This window comes from Telluria sp. LT2P34, assembly GCF_059685915.1.
The window spans coordinates 13,747-30,785 of record NZ_JCASIN010000012.1; the positions used below are offsets into that span (position 1 = coordinate 13,747).

Sequence of the window (17,039 nt, forward strand, 5' to 3'; positions counted from 1 at the left end):
CCGCTTAGAAGCGGTGACGCACGCCGATCTGGACTGCACGGCCATCTTCGCCCGCCGAAGGGGTGAAGCCGCCCGGCGCACCGGCGATGCCTGGCGAGTACTGTGCCTGGCCTTCGTTCTTGATCTTCGAGGCGGCGATGTACACGTCGGTACGCTTCGACAGGAAGTGATCGTATGCAACTGCCAGCATCGAAGCATTGCTGTTCGTTACCGTCAGGTCGTTCTGGTAAGCGTAGGAGCCCATCAGGCGGCCGCTGCCGAGTTTGTAGTGCGCGCCGACCTGGTAGCTGTTCGCATCGGTCAGGGTGTTGGTGCGCATGATGCCCTCGAAGGTATTGCGGGCGGCGGTACGAATCGGCGCCGGCGCGGCGGCCAGTGCTGGTGCGATGCGGGTATCCCAGGCAGCCAGGTAATCGGCGATCAGGACCGAGTTCGTGTTGCGCTGGTCGTGGTAACCGGCGAAGAACTTGAACTGGTTCAGGGTGTAGGAACCACCGACGGTACGGGTGCGCAGGCTCGAACGGCCCTGTTGGTCGTAGCCCTGGTTGTAGCCGATGCCGACGTCGAAGCCGTTGGCCTTGTAGGTGCCGGCGATGCCCTGGAACTTGCTGTAACGGCCGAGGTAGCCCGAACCTTGCTTACCGTACATCAGCGAGCCGCCAAAGCCCGATGGATGGGCGATGCGGTACTGGACCGATTCCTGCGAGCGGATGTCCGCGCCCAGTGCCGTGAAGCCGGCGGTGCCGCCGGTGACGTGGCCCCAGGTGCCGACCATGCCCGATTCAAACGTATCGGCGGCGGCAAACACTTCGTAGCCAGGGGTGTACATGCGGCCAATCAGCACGGCGCCGACAGGGGTGATCAGGCCGACCATCGCGGTGCGGTCAAACAGCGCGCGCTCCTGGTTGACTGCCGGTGCGCCCGGCGTGTACAGCGCTGCGCGCAGGCCTGGCGCAATCGCCGGGCTGAACACGTTCAGTGCGTTCAGGCCGCGCTCGAGGTACAGGCCGCGGTTGTCGTTGACCAGGGTTGGCTGCTGGGTGCCGGTATCGAGTTCGATACGGGCTTCCACGTTGAAGATCGCCTTGAAACCGTTGCCGATGTCTTCGGTGCCCTTGAATCCCAGACGCGAACCGTCAGCGCCGCCGCTGACGATCTTGGTCGGACCGCCTTTTTGCCACAGGACGCCGGCGTCGGCGATGCCGTAGATCTGGACACTGGTCTCGGCAGCAGCCGGGATTGCGAAGCAGGCGGCGATCAAGCCGGCGATCAAACATTTGTTCATTGCATCTCCACTATTAATAATCTTCGGATGGGTGTTCCGTATTGCCAATATGCCATTGGCGCGGATCACTGTATACATGACAGCCGTTGCGGCGCTGCCTTTCGTTGCATTAAAACAACGCCTGGGGCGTTCGAAGGGGCAGGCACCAGCGATGGTGCCTGCCCCTTCTTTTACTGTGTCAGCGGTTCACGCCCGCATCAGCTCAAAACGAGTGATTGACGCCCAGGTCGTAGTAATTGACGCTGTTTTGCGCTTTGCGGCGCGATGCGTCGATGTACAGATAGGTGCGCTTCGACAGGCTGTATTCATAGCCCAGCGACATCTGCCTGGTCTTGACCTGGCCATCGGGATCCTTCTGGCCATAGCCGGCGAGCACTTTGCCAGGACCCAGCGCGTAGTTTGCGCCCAGCACCCAGGCCTTGGTCTTCGGGTTCGCGAACACCGTGTTTTCCTGGTCCTGGCGGGTGACGGTACCCATCAGCTTCAGTTCAGGGGTGACCATGAACGAGGCGCCGACCGACATGACCTTGGTTTCGACCGCATTGCGCTCGTAACCGAGCATCAGGGCGGCAGGACCGTTGTTGTAGGTGGCCGAGACCGAGAACGGGTTCGAGGTGGCTTCCGCGCCCGCCGGGTACTGCGGCGCCGCCGCGGTGCCGCGGCCGATGAGCGAACCGCCGTTATTTTCCTTAGTGGAAATTGCCGCGTTCAGCTGGAAGCCGCCGACGACCGGGCTGTTGTACCAGAAGGCGTTGGCCCAACGGTTGTTGCCGGTGCCTGCAGGGTCGAGCGGCTGCGCATTGTAGCCGGCGACGGAGAGGTCGGTATAGAAACCGCCCGCAGTCGGAACCGCATGCCACGGATCGAAGGCGCCGATGGTTTCCCAGTACGGGGTCAGGCCGCGGCCGATGCGCACCATGCCGAAATCACCCTGCAGGCCGACGCGGCTTTGGCCCTGGAACAGCGGACGGTTGGTGCGCTCGAGGGTGCCGGTGTCTGGCTCGTAACGGATTTCGAGGTGGAACAGGGCTTTCAGGCCATTGCCCAGTTCTTCAGTACCTTTGAAGCCCAGCGTGTTGGACGCGCGCTTGCCGATGCTCAGGGTTTGGCCGCTTTGCTTGACGAGGCCTGCATCCACCGTGCCGTAGATCTGAACGGCGGTCTGTGCATGGGCGGCCCCGGCGAAGGCGCCGAGAAGAGCCACTGCCATCAAGGATGTTTTCATTGATTTGTTTCCTTAGAAGAAGAGTCGGGAATCCAAAGAGCATTAAATCTTGTTATTCGTGGAACACTCGTTGAGTGAACCTTAATTGTTTAATGCGTCAAGATTGCCGGATTTGTTAATTATGAAGGGGCGAGTTGGTGGAAAGCCAATTTAACCAAGGGTGCTGTTGTATTTTTGAAACGCAGAGTTCGCTCTAGCGCCATGAGCGCGCTTGATGCCTGCCGCGATGGCGGGTTCCGCACTAATAAGGTGCGCTTGTTCGATATCAATCATCGGGCTGTTCGGGACATGCGGGGGCAGGGGCTGGCTTAGACTTTTCCTGAACCGATGGGTGTGGGCGCACATCGGAGTGTCAGTTCCACAGCCGATCCGCCCGCGTCACGCTCCCACTAATTGACAAAGACCGACCGATGGCAAATCGTGAAGAACTGGCGATCATTCGCAGCGCCCGCAGCGGCCGCCCCGAGGCGCAGCTCGAGCTTGGCAAGCGCTATCTGTTCGGCAGCGCCGGCCTGCCGCGCAGCCTGCCGACCGCACTGCATTGGCTCGACCGCGCCGCGCGCCAGGGCTGCGCCGAGTCGTGCGAACTGATCGGCAGCCATATCCCCTTCGACCTGGCGCGCACCCATGCCACGCCGCTGATACCGTGGTACGAACTCGCCTACGACAATGGCAACGCGCGCGCCGGCCTGGTACTGGCCCAGTTGCTGCTCGAGGACTGCGCCGCCGGCGCCGATCCCGGCGCCACGCAGGCCAGGGCCATGCAGGCCCTGGAAGACGCGGCGCGGGCCGGCTTCCCGGAAGCACAGTGGCTGCTGGCACGGCGGGCCGAATGGAGCGCCGCCCGTCCGGCCGCGGCCAGCGCGGCGCCGGCACGCGCGGGCGCAGGTGCGAACGCAAGTAAAAGTGCAGATGGAAAAAACACCGCCGGAGGCCAGCGCGCCGCCAGTTCCGGCCATGCGGCCGGCCAGCCGATCGAACGCCGCGTTGCCGGCATGGCGGCGCTGCCTCCGGCTGCCGGAGCAAGGCCCGTGCTGCGCCGCGCCGCTGACTACGGCCTGGCCGAAGCGCAGCTCGCCCTGCTCGAGCAGAGCTGGACGAGCGGCGCATGGCGCGACTACCTCGCGCGTGCGCTGCCGCTGGCGCGCACGCTGGTTCAGAATGCAGGCAGCAAGCGCGGGCAACGTCTTGCACCGGGCGAGGTGACCCTGTTGTCGCGCACCGCGCGCCTGCTGGCGCAGGGCGAGGGAGAGGCATGCGGCGTGGGCGGCGACGAGTTGCACACTTTCTGGGAACTGGCAGGGAGCGAACACGACCGGCATGCGCAACTGGCCATGGGCCTCTGGTATGCACGCATGCAGGCCGACGGCACCCGCATCACCAGCGGCAGCGGCGCGGCCAATTTCAAGAAAGCGATCCGCTGGCTGCTGCTGGCCGGCGAGCAGGGACTGGCGGCGGCCTGGTATGCACTGTCGCGCATCTATTTGAAGCCCGAGTTCTCGCAGCGCAACGTCGCCGATGCGCAGCGTTACCTCGAGCGTGCGGCGGAAATGGGTTACGAAGCTGCCCAGCTCGAGTGCGGCAGCAATGCCTGGCGTGCGCGCCGCGAAAACGAAAGCAACGATGTGCGCGCGGTGTTCTGGCTGCAGCAGGCGGCGGCCCAGGGCAATGCCGAGGCGCTGGCGGCCCTCCAGAAAATCGCCCCGCGTCCGGCTGACGCGGCCCATCTCGAAACCGGCGCGCTGCTCGATTGCGTGGGCGACCTGAGCGCCTATCCCCTGCTGGCGGCGCGCCTCGAACTGGCAGCGTTGTTCGGTCTGACCCGTGCGGAAACCCTGTTGCTCGACGTGCCGGCCGCTGACCAGGGCCATTGCCTCGTGATCGACATCCGCGCCAGCTACGGGCGCAGCAAGCGCCGCCTGGTCATGGTCGATACGGTGCAGGAGCGCCAGGCGCTGGACCGCATCGTGCACTTGTTCGATGGAGTCGATTGCGGTCCGGGCGGGCCCGAAGGCAATTATCGCCAGCGACTCTACCGCATGCGCACGCTGGTGAGCGCAGCCACGCACGCGCGCGCGAACGTGGAAGCGGAGAGCTCCAGGCAGGCCATGCCGGTGCCGCCGACTCCGCAGCGCGCGGGCAGCGCATACTGGATTGCCGCCTGAGGGCAGGCCGTCCTAGCCAGCGATCTCGATCTCACCTTCGAACACGGTGACGGCCGGGCCGCTCAGGTAGACCGGTTCGCCTTCGCCGGCCCAGGCGATCGAGAGTTCGCCGCCACGCGCCGACACCCGTACCGGCGAATCGAGCAGCCTGCGGCGAATGCCGGCGACGACGGCGGCGCAGGCGCCGGTGCCGCAAGCCAGGGTTTCTCCGGCGCCGCGCTCGTACACGCGCAACTTCACGTGATTGCGCTCCACTACCTGCATGAAGCCGGCGTTGACACGCTTCGGGAAGCGCAGGTGCTGCTCGACCTGCGGGCCAATCTCGGCGACCGGGGCGGTATCGACGTCGTCGACGACTTGCACCGCATGCGGATTGCCCATCGATACCACCGAGACCAGCACCGTGGTTTCCAGCACGCCCTGGTACACGGGCAGCGGCCAAACGGTATCGCGTCCTTCGACGCAGCCTTCGAGGCCGTTGGCGTCGAAGGGCACTGCTTCGGGCGCGAGCACGGGCGCGCCCATGTCGACCGTCACGCTGCCGTCGTCTTCCAGGCGCGGCGCGATGATGCCCGACATCGTCTGCACGCGAATGCTGCGTTCGCCGCTCAAACCCTTGTCGCTTACAAAACGGGCAAAGGCGCGTGCACCGTTGCCGCACTGCTCGACTTCGCCGCCGTCACTATTGAATATGCGGTAGCGAAAATCGCAGCCTGGCAAGGTCGGCCGTTCGACGACCAGGATCTGGTCGGCGCCAATGCCGAAGCGGCGGTCCGCCAGACGCTGCCACCCTGGCGCATCGAGCTCGACCTGCTGGTTGATGGCGTCGAGCACGATGAAATCGTTGCCGGCGCCCTGCATCTTGGTGAACTTCAGTTTCATGCTCGGCGTCCTCTAGCGTTATTCATACAGGGAAGGCTCGCCCGGCGGGCGCGTCTTGAACCGTTTATGGGTCCAGAAATACTCGGCCGGCGCCTCACGCACGCGCTCTTCGATGAAAGCGTTCATGCGGCGCGTCGCCGCCAGCATGTCGTCGCCCGGATAATTTTCCCAGGCCGGATAAAAGCGTACGCGCCAACCCTGGTAATTCGGCATGAAGGTCGCCACCACCGGGATCACCTTGGCGCCGGTGCTGCCGGCGATCCGGCCCAGTGCCGTCAGGGTAGCGGCGGGCACGCCGAAAAAGGGGACGAACTCGGCATCCTTGTCGCCGAAATCCATGTCCGGCAGCATGAAATAAGGCAGGCCGTCGCGCAGCGCGCGCAGGATCGGCTTGATGCCTTCCTTGCGCGTCACCAGCCGCACCTGGCCGTAGCGTTCGCGGCCATGGCGCAGCAGCTTGTCGAACGCGGCGTTCTTTTGCGGCACGTACATGCTGCATACGGGAATGACACGGGCGGCAACGCCGGCCACGTCCAGGCACACAAAATGGGGGCAGAGCAGGATCGTCGGCCCGGCTTCCATCGCCGCCTGCGGCACGCCCCCCTCGATATGGATAAGTTTGCGCACGCGCGCTTCGGGCGCCCACCACAGGATCGCGCGCTCGAAAATGCTGCGCGAATAACTGCGGAAGTGCTGACGGGCGATAGCGGCGCGCTCCGATTCCGACAATTCGGGCATACACAGGCGCAGATTGGTCAGCGCGATATGGCGCCGCTTGCCCAGCACCAGGAACAGCAGGCTGCCGACGGCCTCGCCAAAACGCCCGAGCACCGGCAGCGGCAGCCAGTGCAGCAGCCACAGGAAGGCGATCAAAACCCTCATGCCACGGCCTCGGCTTGCGGCGCGGCCACTCCATCGGGTTGTTTGTAACGGTTATAGCTCCAGAAATACTGGGCCGGGCAGCGTGCGATGAGTTGCTCCATGGCGCGGTTGATGCTTGTTGCCTGGGCCGCCGCGTCACCCGACAACTCCCCGTCGAAAGGCACGAAGCGCACCGTGTAGCCCCGCCCCTGCGGCAGGCGCTCGGCGTACACCAGCAGGATCTCGGCGCGCCCGAGCTGGGCCAGCTTGGCCGGCAGCGTCATGGTATAGGCGTTGCGTCCGAAAAACGGCGCCCACACGCCTTCGCCTTCCTGCGGCACCTGGTCCGGCAGCACGCCGACCAGGCCGCCGCTTTTCAGGGTCTTGGCAAGAATGCGCACGCCCGCCAGGTTGGCCGGCGCCAGGTGCAGGTTGTGGCGGGCCCGCGCGCCTTCGACCAGCGGCTTCAAGGCGCTTTTTTTCGGCGGGCGGTACATGACGGTGAGCGCGGTACGCAGCGCAATCTGCTGCGCAGTCATCTCGAAACAGCCCAGGTGCGGCGTCAGGAACACGATGCCGCGGCCGGTGTCGAGCACGCGCTGGACCAGATCCCAGTTTTCCACGGTGGCGTGGCGTGCGACACGCTCGGGCTTGCCGCACCAGACAAAGGCCAGCTCGACGATCGCCTTGCCGGCTTCGGCGACGGCGGCCTTGCGGTGATGGCTGAAACCGGCCTGCGCCAGATTGGCGTCGAGGCGGCTGCGGTAGGAAGGAGAGAGGAGGTAGACCAGCCAGCCCAGCGCGGTGCCGAGCGCGTGCAGCATGCGTAGTGGAAAAACGGACAGGACTCTGAATAATATAACTAGCATGCGATTGATCAGGGTTGAGGAGGAAGTGGCCTCCTGCGCGAAAAATTTCTTAAAGGAGCGTAAAATACCACTTAATGCAGGATCCGCCGAGTTAATAGACAACTTGCGAAGCGGAATATAAATGTCGCTAAAGCGTCGCAGGCACGGGTTGCTGCGGCAGTTTTTGAACAGTAACTGGAGCCTTCATGTCCAACGAGTATCTCTTCACTTCCGAATCCGTCTCGGAAGGCCACCCCGACAAAGTCGCCGACCAGATTTCGGACGCCATTCTCGACGCCATCTTCGAGCAGGATCCACGCGCCCGCGTTGCCGCTGAAACGCTGTGCAACACCGGCCTCGTGGTCCTCGCCGGTGAAATCACCACCCACGCCAACGTCGATTATATCGGCGTGGCCCGCGAGACCATCAAGCGCATCGGTTACGACAACACCGAGTTCGGCATCGACTACAAGGGCTGCGCCGTGATGGTCTGCTACGACAAGCAGTCGCCGGACATCGCCCAGGGTGTCGACGAAGGCGCCGGACTCGACCTCGACCAGGGCGCCGGCGACCAGGGCCTGATGTTCGGCTACGCCTGCGACGAGACCGCCGAGCTGATGCCGGCCGCCATCCACTACGCACACCGCCTGGTCGAGCGCCAGTCGCAGCTGCGCAAGGACGGGCGCCTGCCGTGGCTGCGTCCGGACGCAAAAAGCCAGGTCACGCTGCGCTATGTCGACGGCCGCCCGGTCGCGGTCGACACGGTCGTGCTCTCGACCCAGCACCATCCGGACGTCACCCACTCGCAGATCGAGGAAGCGGTGATCGAGGAAATCATCAAGCCGGTGCTGCCGCGCGAGTGGCTGCAGGGAACGCGCTACCTGGTCAACCCGACCGGCCGCTTCGTCATCGGCGGCCCCCAGGGCGACTGCGGCCTGACCGGGCGCAAGATCATCGTCGACACCTACGGCGGCGCAGCCCCGCACGGCGGCGGCGCTTTCTCGGGCAAGGATCCCTCGAAAGTGGACCGCTCGGCGGCCTACGCCGCGCGCTATGTCGCCAAGAACATCGTCGCCGCCGGCCTGGCGCGCCAGTGCCAGGTGCAGGTGAGCTACGCGATCGGCGTGGCGCGTCCGATCAACATTACGGTGTATACCGAAGGCACCGGCGTCATCCCCGACCACAAGATTGCCCAGCTGGTGATGGAACACTTCGACCTGCGCCCGAAAGGCATCGTCCAGATGCTCGACCTGCTGCGCCCGATCTACGCCAAGACGGCCGCCTACGGCCACTTCGGCCGCGAAGAGCCGGAATTCACCTGGGAGCGCACCGACAAGGCGGCGCTGCTGCGCGCGGAAGCCGGGCTGGCATAAAGTCGGTCCATAACAGCCCGGTCCCCACTACGGACAGCATCCGTACCGGGGGCCGGGCTTTGTACCATCCCCGCCCGTTCCAGGCATTTCCCACCTCTGATCCCCAATAATCTCGACTGTTTTCAGCAGGGTCGCGCGTTGTAGCGCATAATTCCCTCCGGGCATTTTCAATTCCGTAATTAATTCCTTTTGTACAACACCACTTTTTCCCGTTCTGGCACCTTCTCCGTCAGCCGCTCTGATCCTTCCTCGACTTCCAACAATGGAAACGTTCCCGTGCGTATAAGAAAGGACACCATGTCTCAGCCCATCCTCACCATCGCCGTTGCTTGCGAGATGGATGTCATTGCTTCACGCCGGCGTGCGCGCGAAATCGCGGCCCATTGCGGCTTCAGCCAGCACGACCAGGCGCGTATCGCGACAGTCGTGTCTGAACTTGCGCGCAACGTGTTCAGCTTTGCGGGCGAAGGCAAGGTGGGCTTTTCATTGGCTGGCGAGGCCGGACGGGAAAAAACCCTGGTCATCGTGGTCGAGGATGAAGGGCCGGGCATCGATGGCCTCGAGCTGCTGCTGGCCGGAGAGGAACGCGCCCAGCGTCCGGGCGGCAGCGGCTTGCTGGCGGCGCGCCGTTTCATGGACGAGTGCGATATTGTCACCGGCAAAAGCGGCACCCGGATCGTGCTGGAAAAAATGCTGCCGGCCGGCGCGCGCGCCATGTCGCCGGCGGAGATCGCCGTCGCGGTTGCGGGCGTATCGATGCCCAGCAATGTGGCTTTGTCCGAAGCGAACCAGCAAAACCGTGAGCTGACCGACGCCCTGGCGGCGCTGCAGGAACGCCAGGACGAACTGGTCGCCGTCTCGGAGCGCCTCGAGCAGACCAACGAACGGGTCGAGGAACTCAATCGCCTGCTCAACGAAAAAGCAGCGTCCTTGCAGTCGGCCGACCGCCAGAAGAACGAATTCCTGTCGATGCTCAGCCATGAGCTGCGCGGTCCGCTGTCGGCGGCGGCGATGGCAGCGCACCTGCTGAAGAAGAGCCCGGACGCCGTGGCCCAGACCGCCAGCTTGAGCGACCTGATTACCCGTCAGGTCAGCCACATGAACCGCCTGGTGGAAGACTTGCTCGACGTCTCGCGCATCAGCCGCGGCCTGATTTCAATCGTCAAGGCCGAGGTCGACATGCGCGAGGTGGTCGGCGCCGCCGTCGAGCAGCTGACGCCGGCGGCCGAAGGCAAGGGGCAAACGGTCGACGTGCTGCTGCCGGCCGGCCCGTGCCCGGTCGAAGGCGATGCGATCCGCCTGGTGCAAGTCGTCGGCAACTTGCTCGGCAATGCGATCCGGTATACGGGGTCAGGCGGGCAGATCACGCTGGCACTGGAAGCGCGCGACGGCGCGGCCATGCTGCGGGTGGCCGACAATGGCCAAGGTATTGCTGCCGAACTCTTGCCACACCTCTTCGATTTGTACGTGCAGGCGGAAACCTCGTCGGAACGCCAGAACGGCGGACTCGGCCTGGGCCTGGCGCTGGTGAAAAGCCTGGTCGAACTGCATGGCGGTACGGTCTCGGCGAGCAGCGCGGGCCTGGGCCTGGGCAGCAGTTTCGAGATCCGCCTGCCGCTGGCGCAATCCGGCGCCGCCGCGCCGCTCGCCGGCAGGGTTGCGCTGGCTTGAGAACAAGGCGCGCCCCTGCGGCCGCCTTTGCCAAGACGTGTTAAACTATGTCGTTCCGAGGAGCGTTGCGACGAAAGATTCCTTTCGCCAGGCTCGGATCATCAACACTGCGCTCACGTTACTTTTTTCTAACTGAAAGGAGGGCGTGATGAGCGCCGTTTTGAAAACTACCCAAGACTTCCATATTGCCGACATCTCCCTGGCCGCCTGGGGCGAGAAGGAAATCCGCATTGCCGAAACCGAGATGCCGGGCCTGATGGCCATCCAGGAAGAATTCGCCGCTGCCCAGCCCCTTAAGGGCGCGCGCATCACCGGCTCGCTGCACATGACCATCCAGACCGCCGTGCTGATCCGCACGCTGGAAGCCCTCGGCGCGCAAGTGCGCTGGGCCTCGTGCAACATCTATTCGACCCAGGACCACGCCGCCGCCGCCATCGCCGCAGTCGGCACGCCGGTGTTCGCCGTCAAGGGCGAAACCCTGGACGAGTACTGGGAATACACGCACCGCATCTTCGAGTGGCCGAATGACGCCGCCGGCAATGCCGTGTACTCGAACATGATCCTCGACGACGGCGGCGACGCCACCTTGCTGCTGCACCTGGGCGCGCGCGCCGAGACCGATATCTCGGTGCTGGCCAAGCCGGGTTCGGAAGAGGAAATCTGCCTGTTCAATGCGATCAAGGGCCGTATCGCCAGGGACCCGCACTGGTATTCGAAGCGCCTGCCGCAGATCCTCGGCGTGACCGAGGAAACCACTACCGGCGTGCACCGCCTGTACCAGATGCACCAGGAAGGCAAGCTGGCCTTCCCGGCGATCAACGTCAACGATTCCGTCACCAAGTCGAAGTTCGACAACCTGTACGGCTGCCGCGAGTCGCTGGTCGACGGTATCAAGCGCGCTACCGACGTCATGATTGCCGGCAAGGTTGCCGTCATCGCCGGCTATGGCGACGTCGGCAAAGGTTCGGCCCAGGCCATGCGCGCCCTGTCGGCGCAAGTGTGGGTCACCGAAATCGACCCGATCTGCGCACTGCAGGCGGCGATGGAAGGCTACCGCGTCGTGACGATGGACTACGCGGCCGAACACGGCGACATCTTTGTCACCTGTACCGGCAACTATCACATCCTCACCGAAGCCCACATGCTGCGCATGAAGGACCAGGCGATTGTCTGCAACATCGGTCACTTCGACAACGAAATCGATGTCGCCGCACTCAAGAAATACGAGTGGGAAAACATCAAGCCGCAGGTCGACCACGTCATCTTCCCGGATGGCAAGCGGATCATCCTGCTGGCCGAAGGCCGCCTGGTGAACCTGGGCTGCGGCACGGGCCACCCGTCCTATGTGATGAGCTCGTCGTTCGCGAACCAGACTATCGCCCAGATCGAACTGTTCGCCAACACGGACCAGTACCCGGTCGGCGTCTACACGCTGCCGAAGCACCTCGACGAGAAGGTCGCGCGCCTGCAGCTGAAAAAGCTCAACGCCCAGCTGACCGAACTGACCGAAGAGCAGGCCGCGTATATTTCGGTAAAGAAGGAAGGCCCTTACAAGCCCGAGCATTACCGTTATTAACAGTCAGTAATCACTAGCAGTACCAGCCCCGGACCCGGTCCGGGGCGTTTCTCGCAAGCTTGCTCCCAACAACAAAAAACGCACCACGAAAGCTGAACATGCGCCTGCTCCTTACCTGGCTGATCAACGCCGCCGCCCTGATGGCCCTGCCTTACCTGATGAATTCCGTCGCCGTGACCAACGTCGGCACCGCGCTGATTGCCGCGCTCGTGCTGGGCCTGGTCAACACCCTGATCCGGCCGCTGCTGGTGCTGTTGACCTTGCCCGTCACGGTGCTGTCGCTTGGGCTGTTTATTCTGGTGATCAATGCGATCCTGTTCTGGCTCGTGTCGACCCTGATCGATGGCTTCGAAGTGGCGGGATTCTGGTCGGCCTTCCTGGCGGCGATCCTGTACAGCGTCATTTCGTGGGCGCTTTCCTCCCTGCTCTTGAGTAATAAAGATGGAAACGCATAATTTCAGCATCGAGTTTTTCCCGCCCAAGACACCCGAGGGCGTCGACAAACTGCGCGTCGCACGCCGCAAGCTCGCCGAACTGAACCCGAAGTATTTTTCGGTGACCTTCGGCGCGGGCGGTTCCACCCAGCAGGGCACGCTCGACACGGTGCTCGACATCATGGCCGACGGCCAGCCGGGGGCGCCGCACTTGTCCTGCGTGGGCGCGACGCGCCCGTCGATCCGGGCGCTGCTGCAGGAATTCCAGTCGCACGGCATCCGCCGGCTGGTGGCGCTGCGGGGTGACTTGCCCAGCGGTTATGGTGGCGCCGGCGAGCTGCGCTACGCCAATGAACTGGTCGAGTTCATCCGCGCCGAGACCGGCGACTGGTTTCATATCGAAGTGGCGGCCTATCCGGAAATGCATCCGCAGGCACGTTCGCCCCAGGACGACTTGATCAATTTCGAGCGCAAGATCAAGGCCGGGGCGAATGCCGCCATCACCCAGTATTTTTATAATGCGGACGCCTATTTCCAGTTCGTCGAGCATGCGCAGCAGCTGGGTATCGACGTGCCGATCGTGCCCGGCATCATGCCGATCACGAACTACACGCAGCTGATGCGTTTTTCCGACATGTGCGGCGCCGAAATTCCGCGCTGGGTGCGCCTGAAACTGGCCAGCTTCGGCGACGACAGCGCCTCGATCAAGGCCTTCGGACTCGATGTGGTCACCGGCCTGTGCGAACGCCTGCTCGCCGGCGGGGCCCCGGGCCTGCACTTCTACAGCATGAACCAGGCGGTCGCGACCACGGCGATCTGGACGCGCCTGACGGGCCAGGCCACGCCACACGGTTAAACGCCCGGCAGGCATGACGATCCCGGCCACGCGCAAGCGTTTGCCGGGATTTTTTTGTTTACTCCACGCTTGTTTCCTCGGTGACGATCAGGTCGAGCGGCAAGTCATGCTCGTCGGCTTCGAACTCGGCCGCCTGGCAGGCATAGGCGATGCCCAGCGTGGCCGGCTTGATGCCGCCGGCCAGCGTGCGGTCATAAAACCCGCCACCATAGCCGAGCCGGTAACCACCCTCGTTAAAGCCGAGGCAGGGCACCAGCAGGGCCGGCGGACGCGCCACCGTGCGCAGTTGCGCCGGCACCGCGATCCCCATCGGGTCGACGGCCATGGCTTCGCCCGGGGTCCATTCGGCGAACACCAGCGGCGCATGCCGTTCGACCACCACCGGCAGCGCCAGCGCGGCGCCCTCCTGCGCAAGTGCGCGGTAGGTGTCCATCAGATCCGGCTCGCCGGGCAGCGGCCAGTAAACGGCCAGCAGGGGCGGGCGGGCACGGCGCCACCAGCCCAGCACCTGGGCGCCGATACGGCCGTCGCGCCCGGCTTTGCCGGCATCGTCGAGGCTGGCGCGGCCTGCCTTCAAACGCTTGCGCAGGGCGGCCTTGGCCGCTGCGGCGCCTCCCTTGTCGATGGAGGGCTGCGCCGGAGCGGCTGCGGTTTGTTGCATTTCCGCGTCGCCCGCCGCAGATGCCTGTGCAGCATTGCCGTGCGCCATGCCCTCCTGTGCGATGCTGGACATGACGCTCTTTGGCGCCACGCTCGCGTCCGCTTGCGGTGGCGTGATCGATGCGCGTGGTATTCTTGTTTTGCCGGTCATGATTCGAATGAAGGATAGAAAAGCTGTGTTGTTGCTTCCAATGAAACTGATCGCCGGCGCAGTCCTGGCCGCTGCCGGTGCCTGCGCCCTGGCCCAGGCACCCGCCGTGCCCGCCGCCCCGGCGCTCCCCGCCGCGCCTGCGGCTGCACCTGCCACCGCACCTGCCGCCGCACCCGCTGCTGCATCTGCCGCCACTTCCTCGCGCGCCGACGACGACACCTTCCTGCTGCTGCGCGAAGCGGCGCGCCAGAACGATGGCGCCCGCGCCAACGCGCTCGCCGCGCGCCTGCCCAACTACGTGCTGCCAGCCTATGTCGACTATTATCGTCTCAAACCACGCCTGCGCGAGACACCGTACGAGGAAATCCGCGGCGTGCTGCGGCGCCACGAGGGCAGTGCCGTCGCCGACCGGCTGCGCACCGAGTGGCTTCTGGAACTCGGCCGCCAGCGCGACTGGGCGAATTTTGAACGCGAACTGGCGGCAGCCGGGCAGAGCAGCGAGCTGCAGGTGCGTTGCTATGCGCTCCTGATGCGCGCCGGGCGTGGCGAAGCGGTCGTCGCCGAAGCGCGCCCGCTGCTGGTCAATCCCGCGGCCTATGGCGAAGCCTGCGCCGCCCTGATGGCGCAGCTGGCCCAATCGAACCAGCTGGGCACCGACGAATTGCTGGCGCAACTGCGCTTGTCCGGAGAGATGGGGGCGACCGGCCCGTCGCGCCGGATCGCCCAGCTGCTCGGCGCCTCCGACATCCGCGCGGCCCAGGCGGTCGACACGCCGGCCGTGGCGATGGCGCGCGGCATCGGCGAATCGCGCGCCGAACACGAAATCTACCTGGTGGCCCTGGGCCGCATGGCGCGCACCAGCCTGAAGCTGGCCACCATCGCGCTCAACAAGAACAGCGACAAGCTGACGCCTGAAGAGCGCGCGGTCGGCTGGGCCAACGTGGCTCTGGCGGCCTCGATCGTGCTCGCGCCCGAGGCCCATGATTACTGGAAGCGTGCCGATGGCGCGCCGCTGACCAATTTCCAGCGCGAATGGAAAACCCGCATGGCGCTGCGCCGCGGCGACTGGCGCACGGTCGCCGCCACCATCGGCACGATGCCGGCGCCGCTGCGCGACGAGTCGGGCTGGGTCTACTGGCTCGGACGTGCCCATGCGGCCGAAGGGCGGCGCGCGGAGGCCGAGGCCCTGTACCGCCGCGTCGCCACCCAGAACCATTTCTATGGCCAGCTGGCGATGGAAGAACTGGGCGAACTGGTGACGATTCCGCCGAGCGCCGCGCCCGTGCTGCCCTCCGAGGTAGACGCGGTAGCCAACCTGCCGGCGATGCGCCAGGCCATGCACTTCTACCGCCTGCGCCTGCGCGCCGAGGGCAACCGCGAATGGAACTGGGCCCTGCGCTCGCTGTCCGAGCGCCAGCTGCTGGCCGCCGCCGAATATGCACGCCGGAACGACCTGCTCGACCGCATGGTCGAAACCTCGCTGCGCACCCGTAGCGAACTCGATTACAACCAGCGCTTCCCGGCGCCGCACAACGAGATCCTGCAGCCGACCGCGACGAGCCTGGCGCTCGATGCGGCCTGGGTGTATGGCCTGATCCGCCAGGAATCGCGTTTTATCACCGATGCCCGCTCGGGCGTCGGCGCATCCGGCCTGATGCAGGTGATGCCAGCCACCGGCAAATGGGTGGCCGGAAAGATCGGCCTGACGGACTTCGTGCAAGGCATGCTGAACGATCTGCGCACCAACATCACCCTCGGCGCCAACTACATGAACATGGTGCTGGAAAATAACGGCGGCTCGCAGGTGCTGGCCACCGCTGCCTATAACGCCGGCCCTTCGCGCTCGCGCAGCTGGCGCGGCCTGCTCGAGGCGCCGATGGAGGGCGCCGTCTTCGTCGAATCGATTCCGTATTCCGAGACCCGAACCTACGTGCGCAACGTGATGTCCAACGCCACGAACTACGCGGCCCTGTTCGAGCGGCGCCCGCAGTCGCTCAAGGCGCGCCTCGGCACGATTACCCCACGCACGGGAGGCATCAGCCTTCCTTGACTTCTCAACCTGAAAATAAGGACCCCATGCGCGACCCGAAGGTAGTGATTTTTGGCGGTTCCGGTTTCATCGGCAGTCATCTGGCGGCGCTGCTGGCGCAAGAAAACATCCCGACGCTGGTGCCGACGCGCCATCCCGAGCGTGTTCGCCACCTGAGCACGCTGCCCGGCGTCGATGTGGTCGAGGCCAACATCCACGACGACGCCGTCCTGCGCACGCTGCTGGCCGGCCGGACGGCGGCGATCAACCTGGTCGGCATCCTGCATTCCAGCCGCGCCCAGCCCTACGGCCCCGAGTTCCGGCGCGCCCACGTCGACCTGCCGCGCCGCATCGTCGAGGCCTGCGCGGCTGCCGGCGTGCCGCGCTACCTACACATGAGTTCCCTCGGCGCGCGGACGGACGGCCCGTCGATGTACTCGCGCTCGAAAGCCGATGGCGAGCTGGCCGCGCGCAGCCGTCCGGAAGTGTCCAGCACGATCTTCCGTCCCTCGGTCGTGTTCGGTCCCGGCGACAGTTTTCTTACCATGTTCGCCAAGTTGCAACGCCACTTGCCGGTCGTGCCGCTGGCGGGCGCCGCGGCCCGCTTCCAGCCCGTCTATGTGGGCGATGTTGCCAAGGCCTTTTTGCACGCGCTGCGCGACCCGCAGACCGCCAACCATGTGGTCGAACTGGGCGGGCCGACGGTCTACACGCTGGCCGAGCTGGTGCGCCTGGCCGGGCGCTATGCCGGTTGCGAGCGCCGCGTCATCGCACTGCCGGACGGCGTTGCGCGGCTGCAGGCGCGCATGTTCGAGCTGCTGCCGGGCGACCCGATCATCTCGCGCGACAACCTCGACTCGATGAAGGCGGATAATGTGCTCGATCCGGCCGCCGCCGACTTGACAGCGGCGTCGCTGGGAATCAAGCTCACTCCGCTCGAAGCGGTAGCGCCCCATTACCTGGCGCCTGGCGAACCGCTAGACCACCTGCGCACCCGAGCCGGCCGATAAACGCAACCAGGAA

14 protein-coding genes and 1 riboswitch are annotated in these 17,039 nt (G+C 65.1%); of the genes, 8 read left to right on the forward strand and 6 right to left on the reverse strand.

Annotated features, from left to right (window positions below; genetic code table 11):
• Positions 1-4: 4 nt before the first annotated feature.
• Both AC56KZ_RS20120 and AC56KZ_RS20125 read right to left on the reverse strand, forming a co-directional pair.
• Positions 5-1,285, reverse strand: a complete 1,281-nt coding sequence (locus AC56KZ_RS20120) for a porin (protein ID WP_497163952.1) — start codon at positions 1,283-1,285, stop codon at positions 5-7.
• A 202-nt stretch (positions 1,286-1,487) separates the two neighbouring features.
• Positions 1,488-2,510, reverse strand: coding sequence for a porin (locus AC56KZ_RS20125; protein ID WP_497163953.1), 1,023 nt, complete (start codon positions 2,508-2,510; stop codon positions 1,488-1,490).
• Positions 2,511-2,920: 410 nt separating this feature from the next.
• Between AC56KZ_RS20125 and AC56KZ_RS20130 the strand changes: the two genes are divergently transcribed.
• Positions 2,921-4,675, forward strand: a complete 1,755-nt coding sequence (locus AC56KZ_RS20130; protein ID WP_497163954.1) for a tetratricopeptide repeat protein — start codon at positions 2,921-2,923, stop codon at positions 4,673-4,675.
• A gap of 12 nt (positions 4,676-4,687) precedes the next feature.
• On the opposite strand, the gene dapF is transcribed toward AC56KZ_RS20130, so the two are convergent.
• The 3 genes from dapF to AC56KZ_RS20145 are packed head-to-tail and all read right to left on the reverse strand — an operon-like array spanning position 4,688 to position 7,296.
• Positions 4,688-5,557 carry a diaminopimelate epimerase gene (gene dapF / locus AC56KZ_RS20135; RefSeq protein ID WP_497163955.1) on the reverse strand — a complete coding sequence of 290 codons (870 nt, stop codon included), beginning with the start codon at positions 5,555-5,557 and terminating at the stop codon, positions 4,688-4,690.
• An 18-nt stretch (positions 5,558-5,575) separates the two neighbouring features.
• Entirely contained in the window at positions 5,576-6,439 is an 864-nt protein-coding gene (locus AC56KZ_RS20140) for an LpxL/LpxP family acyltransferase (protein ID WP_497163956.1), read from the reverse strand.
• Complete coding sequence (locus tag AC56KZ_RS20145; RefSeq protein ID WP_497163983.1) at positions 6,436-7,296, reverse strand: lysophospholipid acyltransferase family protein; 861 nt, start codon at positions 7,294-7,296, stop codon at positions 6,436-6,438. The genes AC56KZ_RS20140 and AC56KZ_RS20145 overlap by 4 nt, the downstream gene beginning before the upstream one ends.
• A 176-nt stretch (positions 7,297-7,472) precedes the next feature.
• On the opposite strand from AC56KZ_RS20145, the gene metK reads away from it, so the two are divergent.
• The 5 genes from metK (at position 7,473) to metF (ending at position 13,176) form a co-directional block, all read left to right on the forward strand.
• Positions 7,473-8,639, forward strand: a complete 1,167-nt coding sequence (metK, locus tag AC56KZ_RS20150; RefSeq protein WP_497163957.1) for a methionine adenosyltransferase — start codon at positions 7,473-7,475, stop codon at positions 8,637-8,639.
• Between the two features lie 297 nt (positions 8,640-8,936).
• Positions 8,937-10,310 (forward strand): ATP-binding protein, encoded by a 1,374-nt coding sequence (locus tag AC56KZ_RS20155; RefSeq protein ID WP_497163958.1) that lies wholly within the window; start codon positions 8,937-8,939, stop codon positions 10,308-10,310.
• A gap of 51 nt (positions 10,311-10,361) precedes the next feature.
• A riboswitch (S-adenosyl-L-homocysteine riboswitch) is annotated at positions 10,362-10,432 on the forward strand.
• 26 nt (positions 10,433-10,458) lie between these two features.
• Entirely contained in the window at positions 10,459-11,886 is a 1,428-nt protein-coding gene (gene ahcY, locus AC56KZ_RS20160; RefSeq protein WP_497163959.1) for an adenosylhomocysteinase, read from the forward strand.
• A 98-nt stretch (positions 11,887-11,984) separates the two neighbouring features.
• Entirely contained in the window at positions 11,985-12,341 is a 357-nt protein-coding gene (locus AC56KZ_RS20165; protein ID WP_497163960.1) for a phage holin family protein, read from the forward strand.
• The gene (gene metF / locus AC56KZ_RS20170; protein ID WP_497163961.1) at positions 12,328-13,176 is read left to right on the forward strand and encodes a methylenetetrahydrofolate reductase [NAD(P)H]; all 849 of its coding nucleotides are present in this window, start codon (positions 12,328-12,330) and stop codon (positions 13,174-13,176) included. Before AC56KZ_RS20165 ends, metF begins: the two co-directional genes overlap by 14 nt.
• Before the next feature lie 58 nt (positions 13,177-13,234).
• On the opposite strand, the gene AC56KZ_RS20175 is transcribed toward metF, so the two are convergent.
• Positions 13,235-13,909, reverse strand: a complete 675-nt coding sequence (locus AC56KZ_RS20175) for a 5-formyltetrahydrofolate cyclo-ligase (RefSeq protein WP_497163962.1) — start codon at positions 13,907-13,909, stop codon at positions 13,235-13,237.
• Between the two features lie 118 nt (positions 13,910-14,027).
• Here AC56KZ_RS20175 and AC56KZ_RS20180 point away from each other — a divergent pair, with 118 nt between their 5' ends.
• A complete protein-coding gene (locus AC56KZ_RS20180; RefSeq protein ID WP_497163984.1) occupies positions 14,028-16,037 on the forward strand; it encodes a lytic transglycosylase domain-containing protein in 2,010 nt (669 codons plus the stop codon).
• A gap of 26 nt (positions 16,038-16,063) precedes the next feature.
• A complete protein-coding gene (locus AC56KZ_RS20185) occupies positions 16,064-17,026 on the forward strand; it encodes a complex I NDUFA9 subunit family protein (RefSeq protein ID WP_497163963.1) in 963 nt (320 codons plus the stop codon).
• The last annotated feature ends 13 nt before the right edge of the window (positions 17,027-17,039 follow it).

Bases quoted from the DNA above. Each gene is read 5' to 3' on its own strand.
- AC56KZ_RS20120 (WP_497163952.1), bottom strand. From the start codon at position 1,285: ATGAACAAATGTTTGATCGCCGGCTTGATCGCCGCCTGCTTCGCAATC.
- AC56KZ_RS20125 (WP_497163953.1), bottom strand. From the start codon at position 2,510: ATGAAAACATCCTTGATGGCAGTGGCTCTTCTCGGCGCCTTCGCCGGG.
- AC56KZ_RS20130 (WP_497163954.1), top strand. From the start codon at position 2,921: ATGGCAAATCGTGAAGAACTGGCGATCATTCGCAGCGCCCGCAGCGGC.
- dapF (WP_497163955.1), bottom strand. From the start codon at position 5,557: ATGAAACTGAAGTTCACCAAGATGCAGGGCGCCGGCAACGATTTCATC.
- AC56KZ_RS20140 (WP_497163956.1), bottom strand. From the start codon at position 6,439: ATGAGGGTTTTGATCGCCTTCCTGTGGCTGCTGCACTGGCTGCCGCTG.
- metK (WP_497163957.1), top strand. From the start codon at position 7,473: ATGTCCAACGAGTATCTCTTCACTTCCGAATCCGTCTCGGAAGGCCAC.
- AC56KZ_RS20155 (WP_497163958.1), top strand. From the start codon at position 8,937: ATGTCTCAGCCCATCCTCACCATCGCCGTTGCTTGCGAGATGGATGTC.
- ahcY (WP_497163959.1), top strand. From the start codon at position 10,459: ATGAGCGCCGTTTTGAAAACTACCCAAGACTTCCATATTGCCGACATC.
- AC56KZ_RS20165 (WP_497163960.1), top strand. From the start codon at position 11,985: ATGCGCCTGCTCCTTACCTGGCTGATCAACGCCGCCGCCCTGATGGCC.
- metF (WP_497163961.1), top strand. From the start codon at position 12,328: ATGGAAACGCATAATTTCAGCATCGAGTTTTTCCCGCCCAAGACACCC.
- AC56KZ_RS20175 (WP_497163962.1), bottom strand. From the start codon at position 13,909: ATGTCCAGCATCGCACAGGAGGGCATGGCGCACGGCAATGCTGCACAG.
- AC56KZ_RS20180 (WP_497163984.1), top strand. From the start codon at position 14,028: ATGAAACTGATCGCCGGCGCAGTCCTGGCCGCTGCCGGTGCCTGCGCC.
- AC56KZ_RS20185 (WP_497163963.1), top strand. From the start codon at position 16,064: ATGCGCGACCCGAAGGTAGTGATTTTTGGCGGTTCCGGTTTCATCGGC.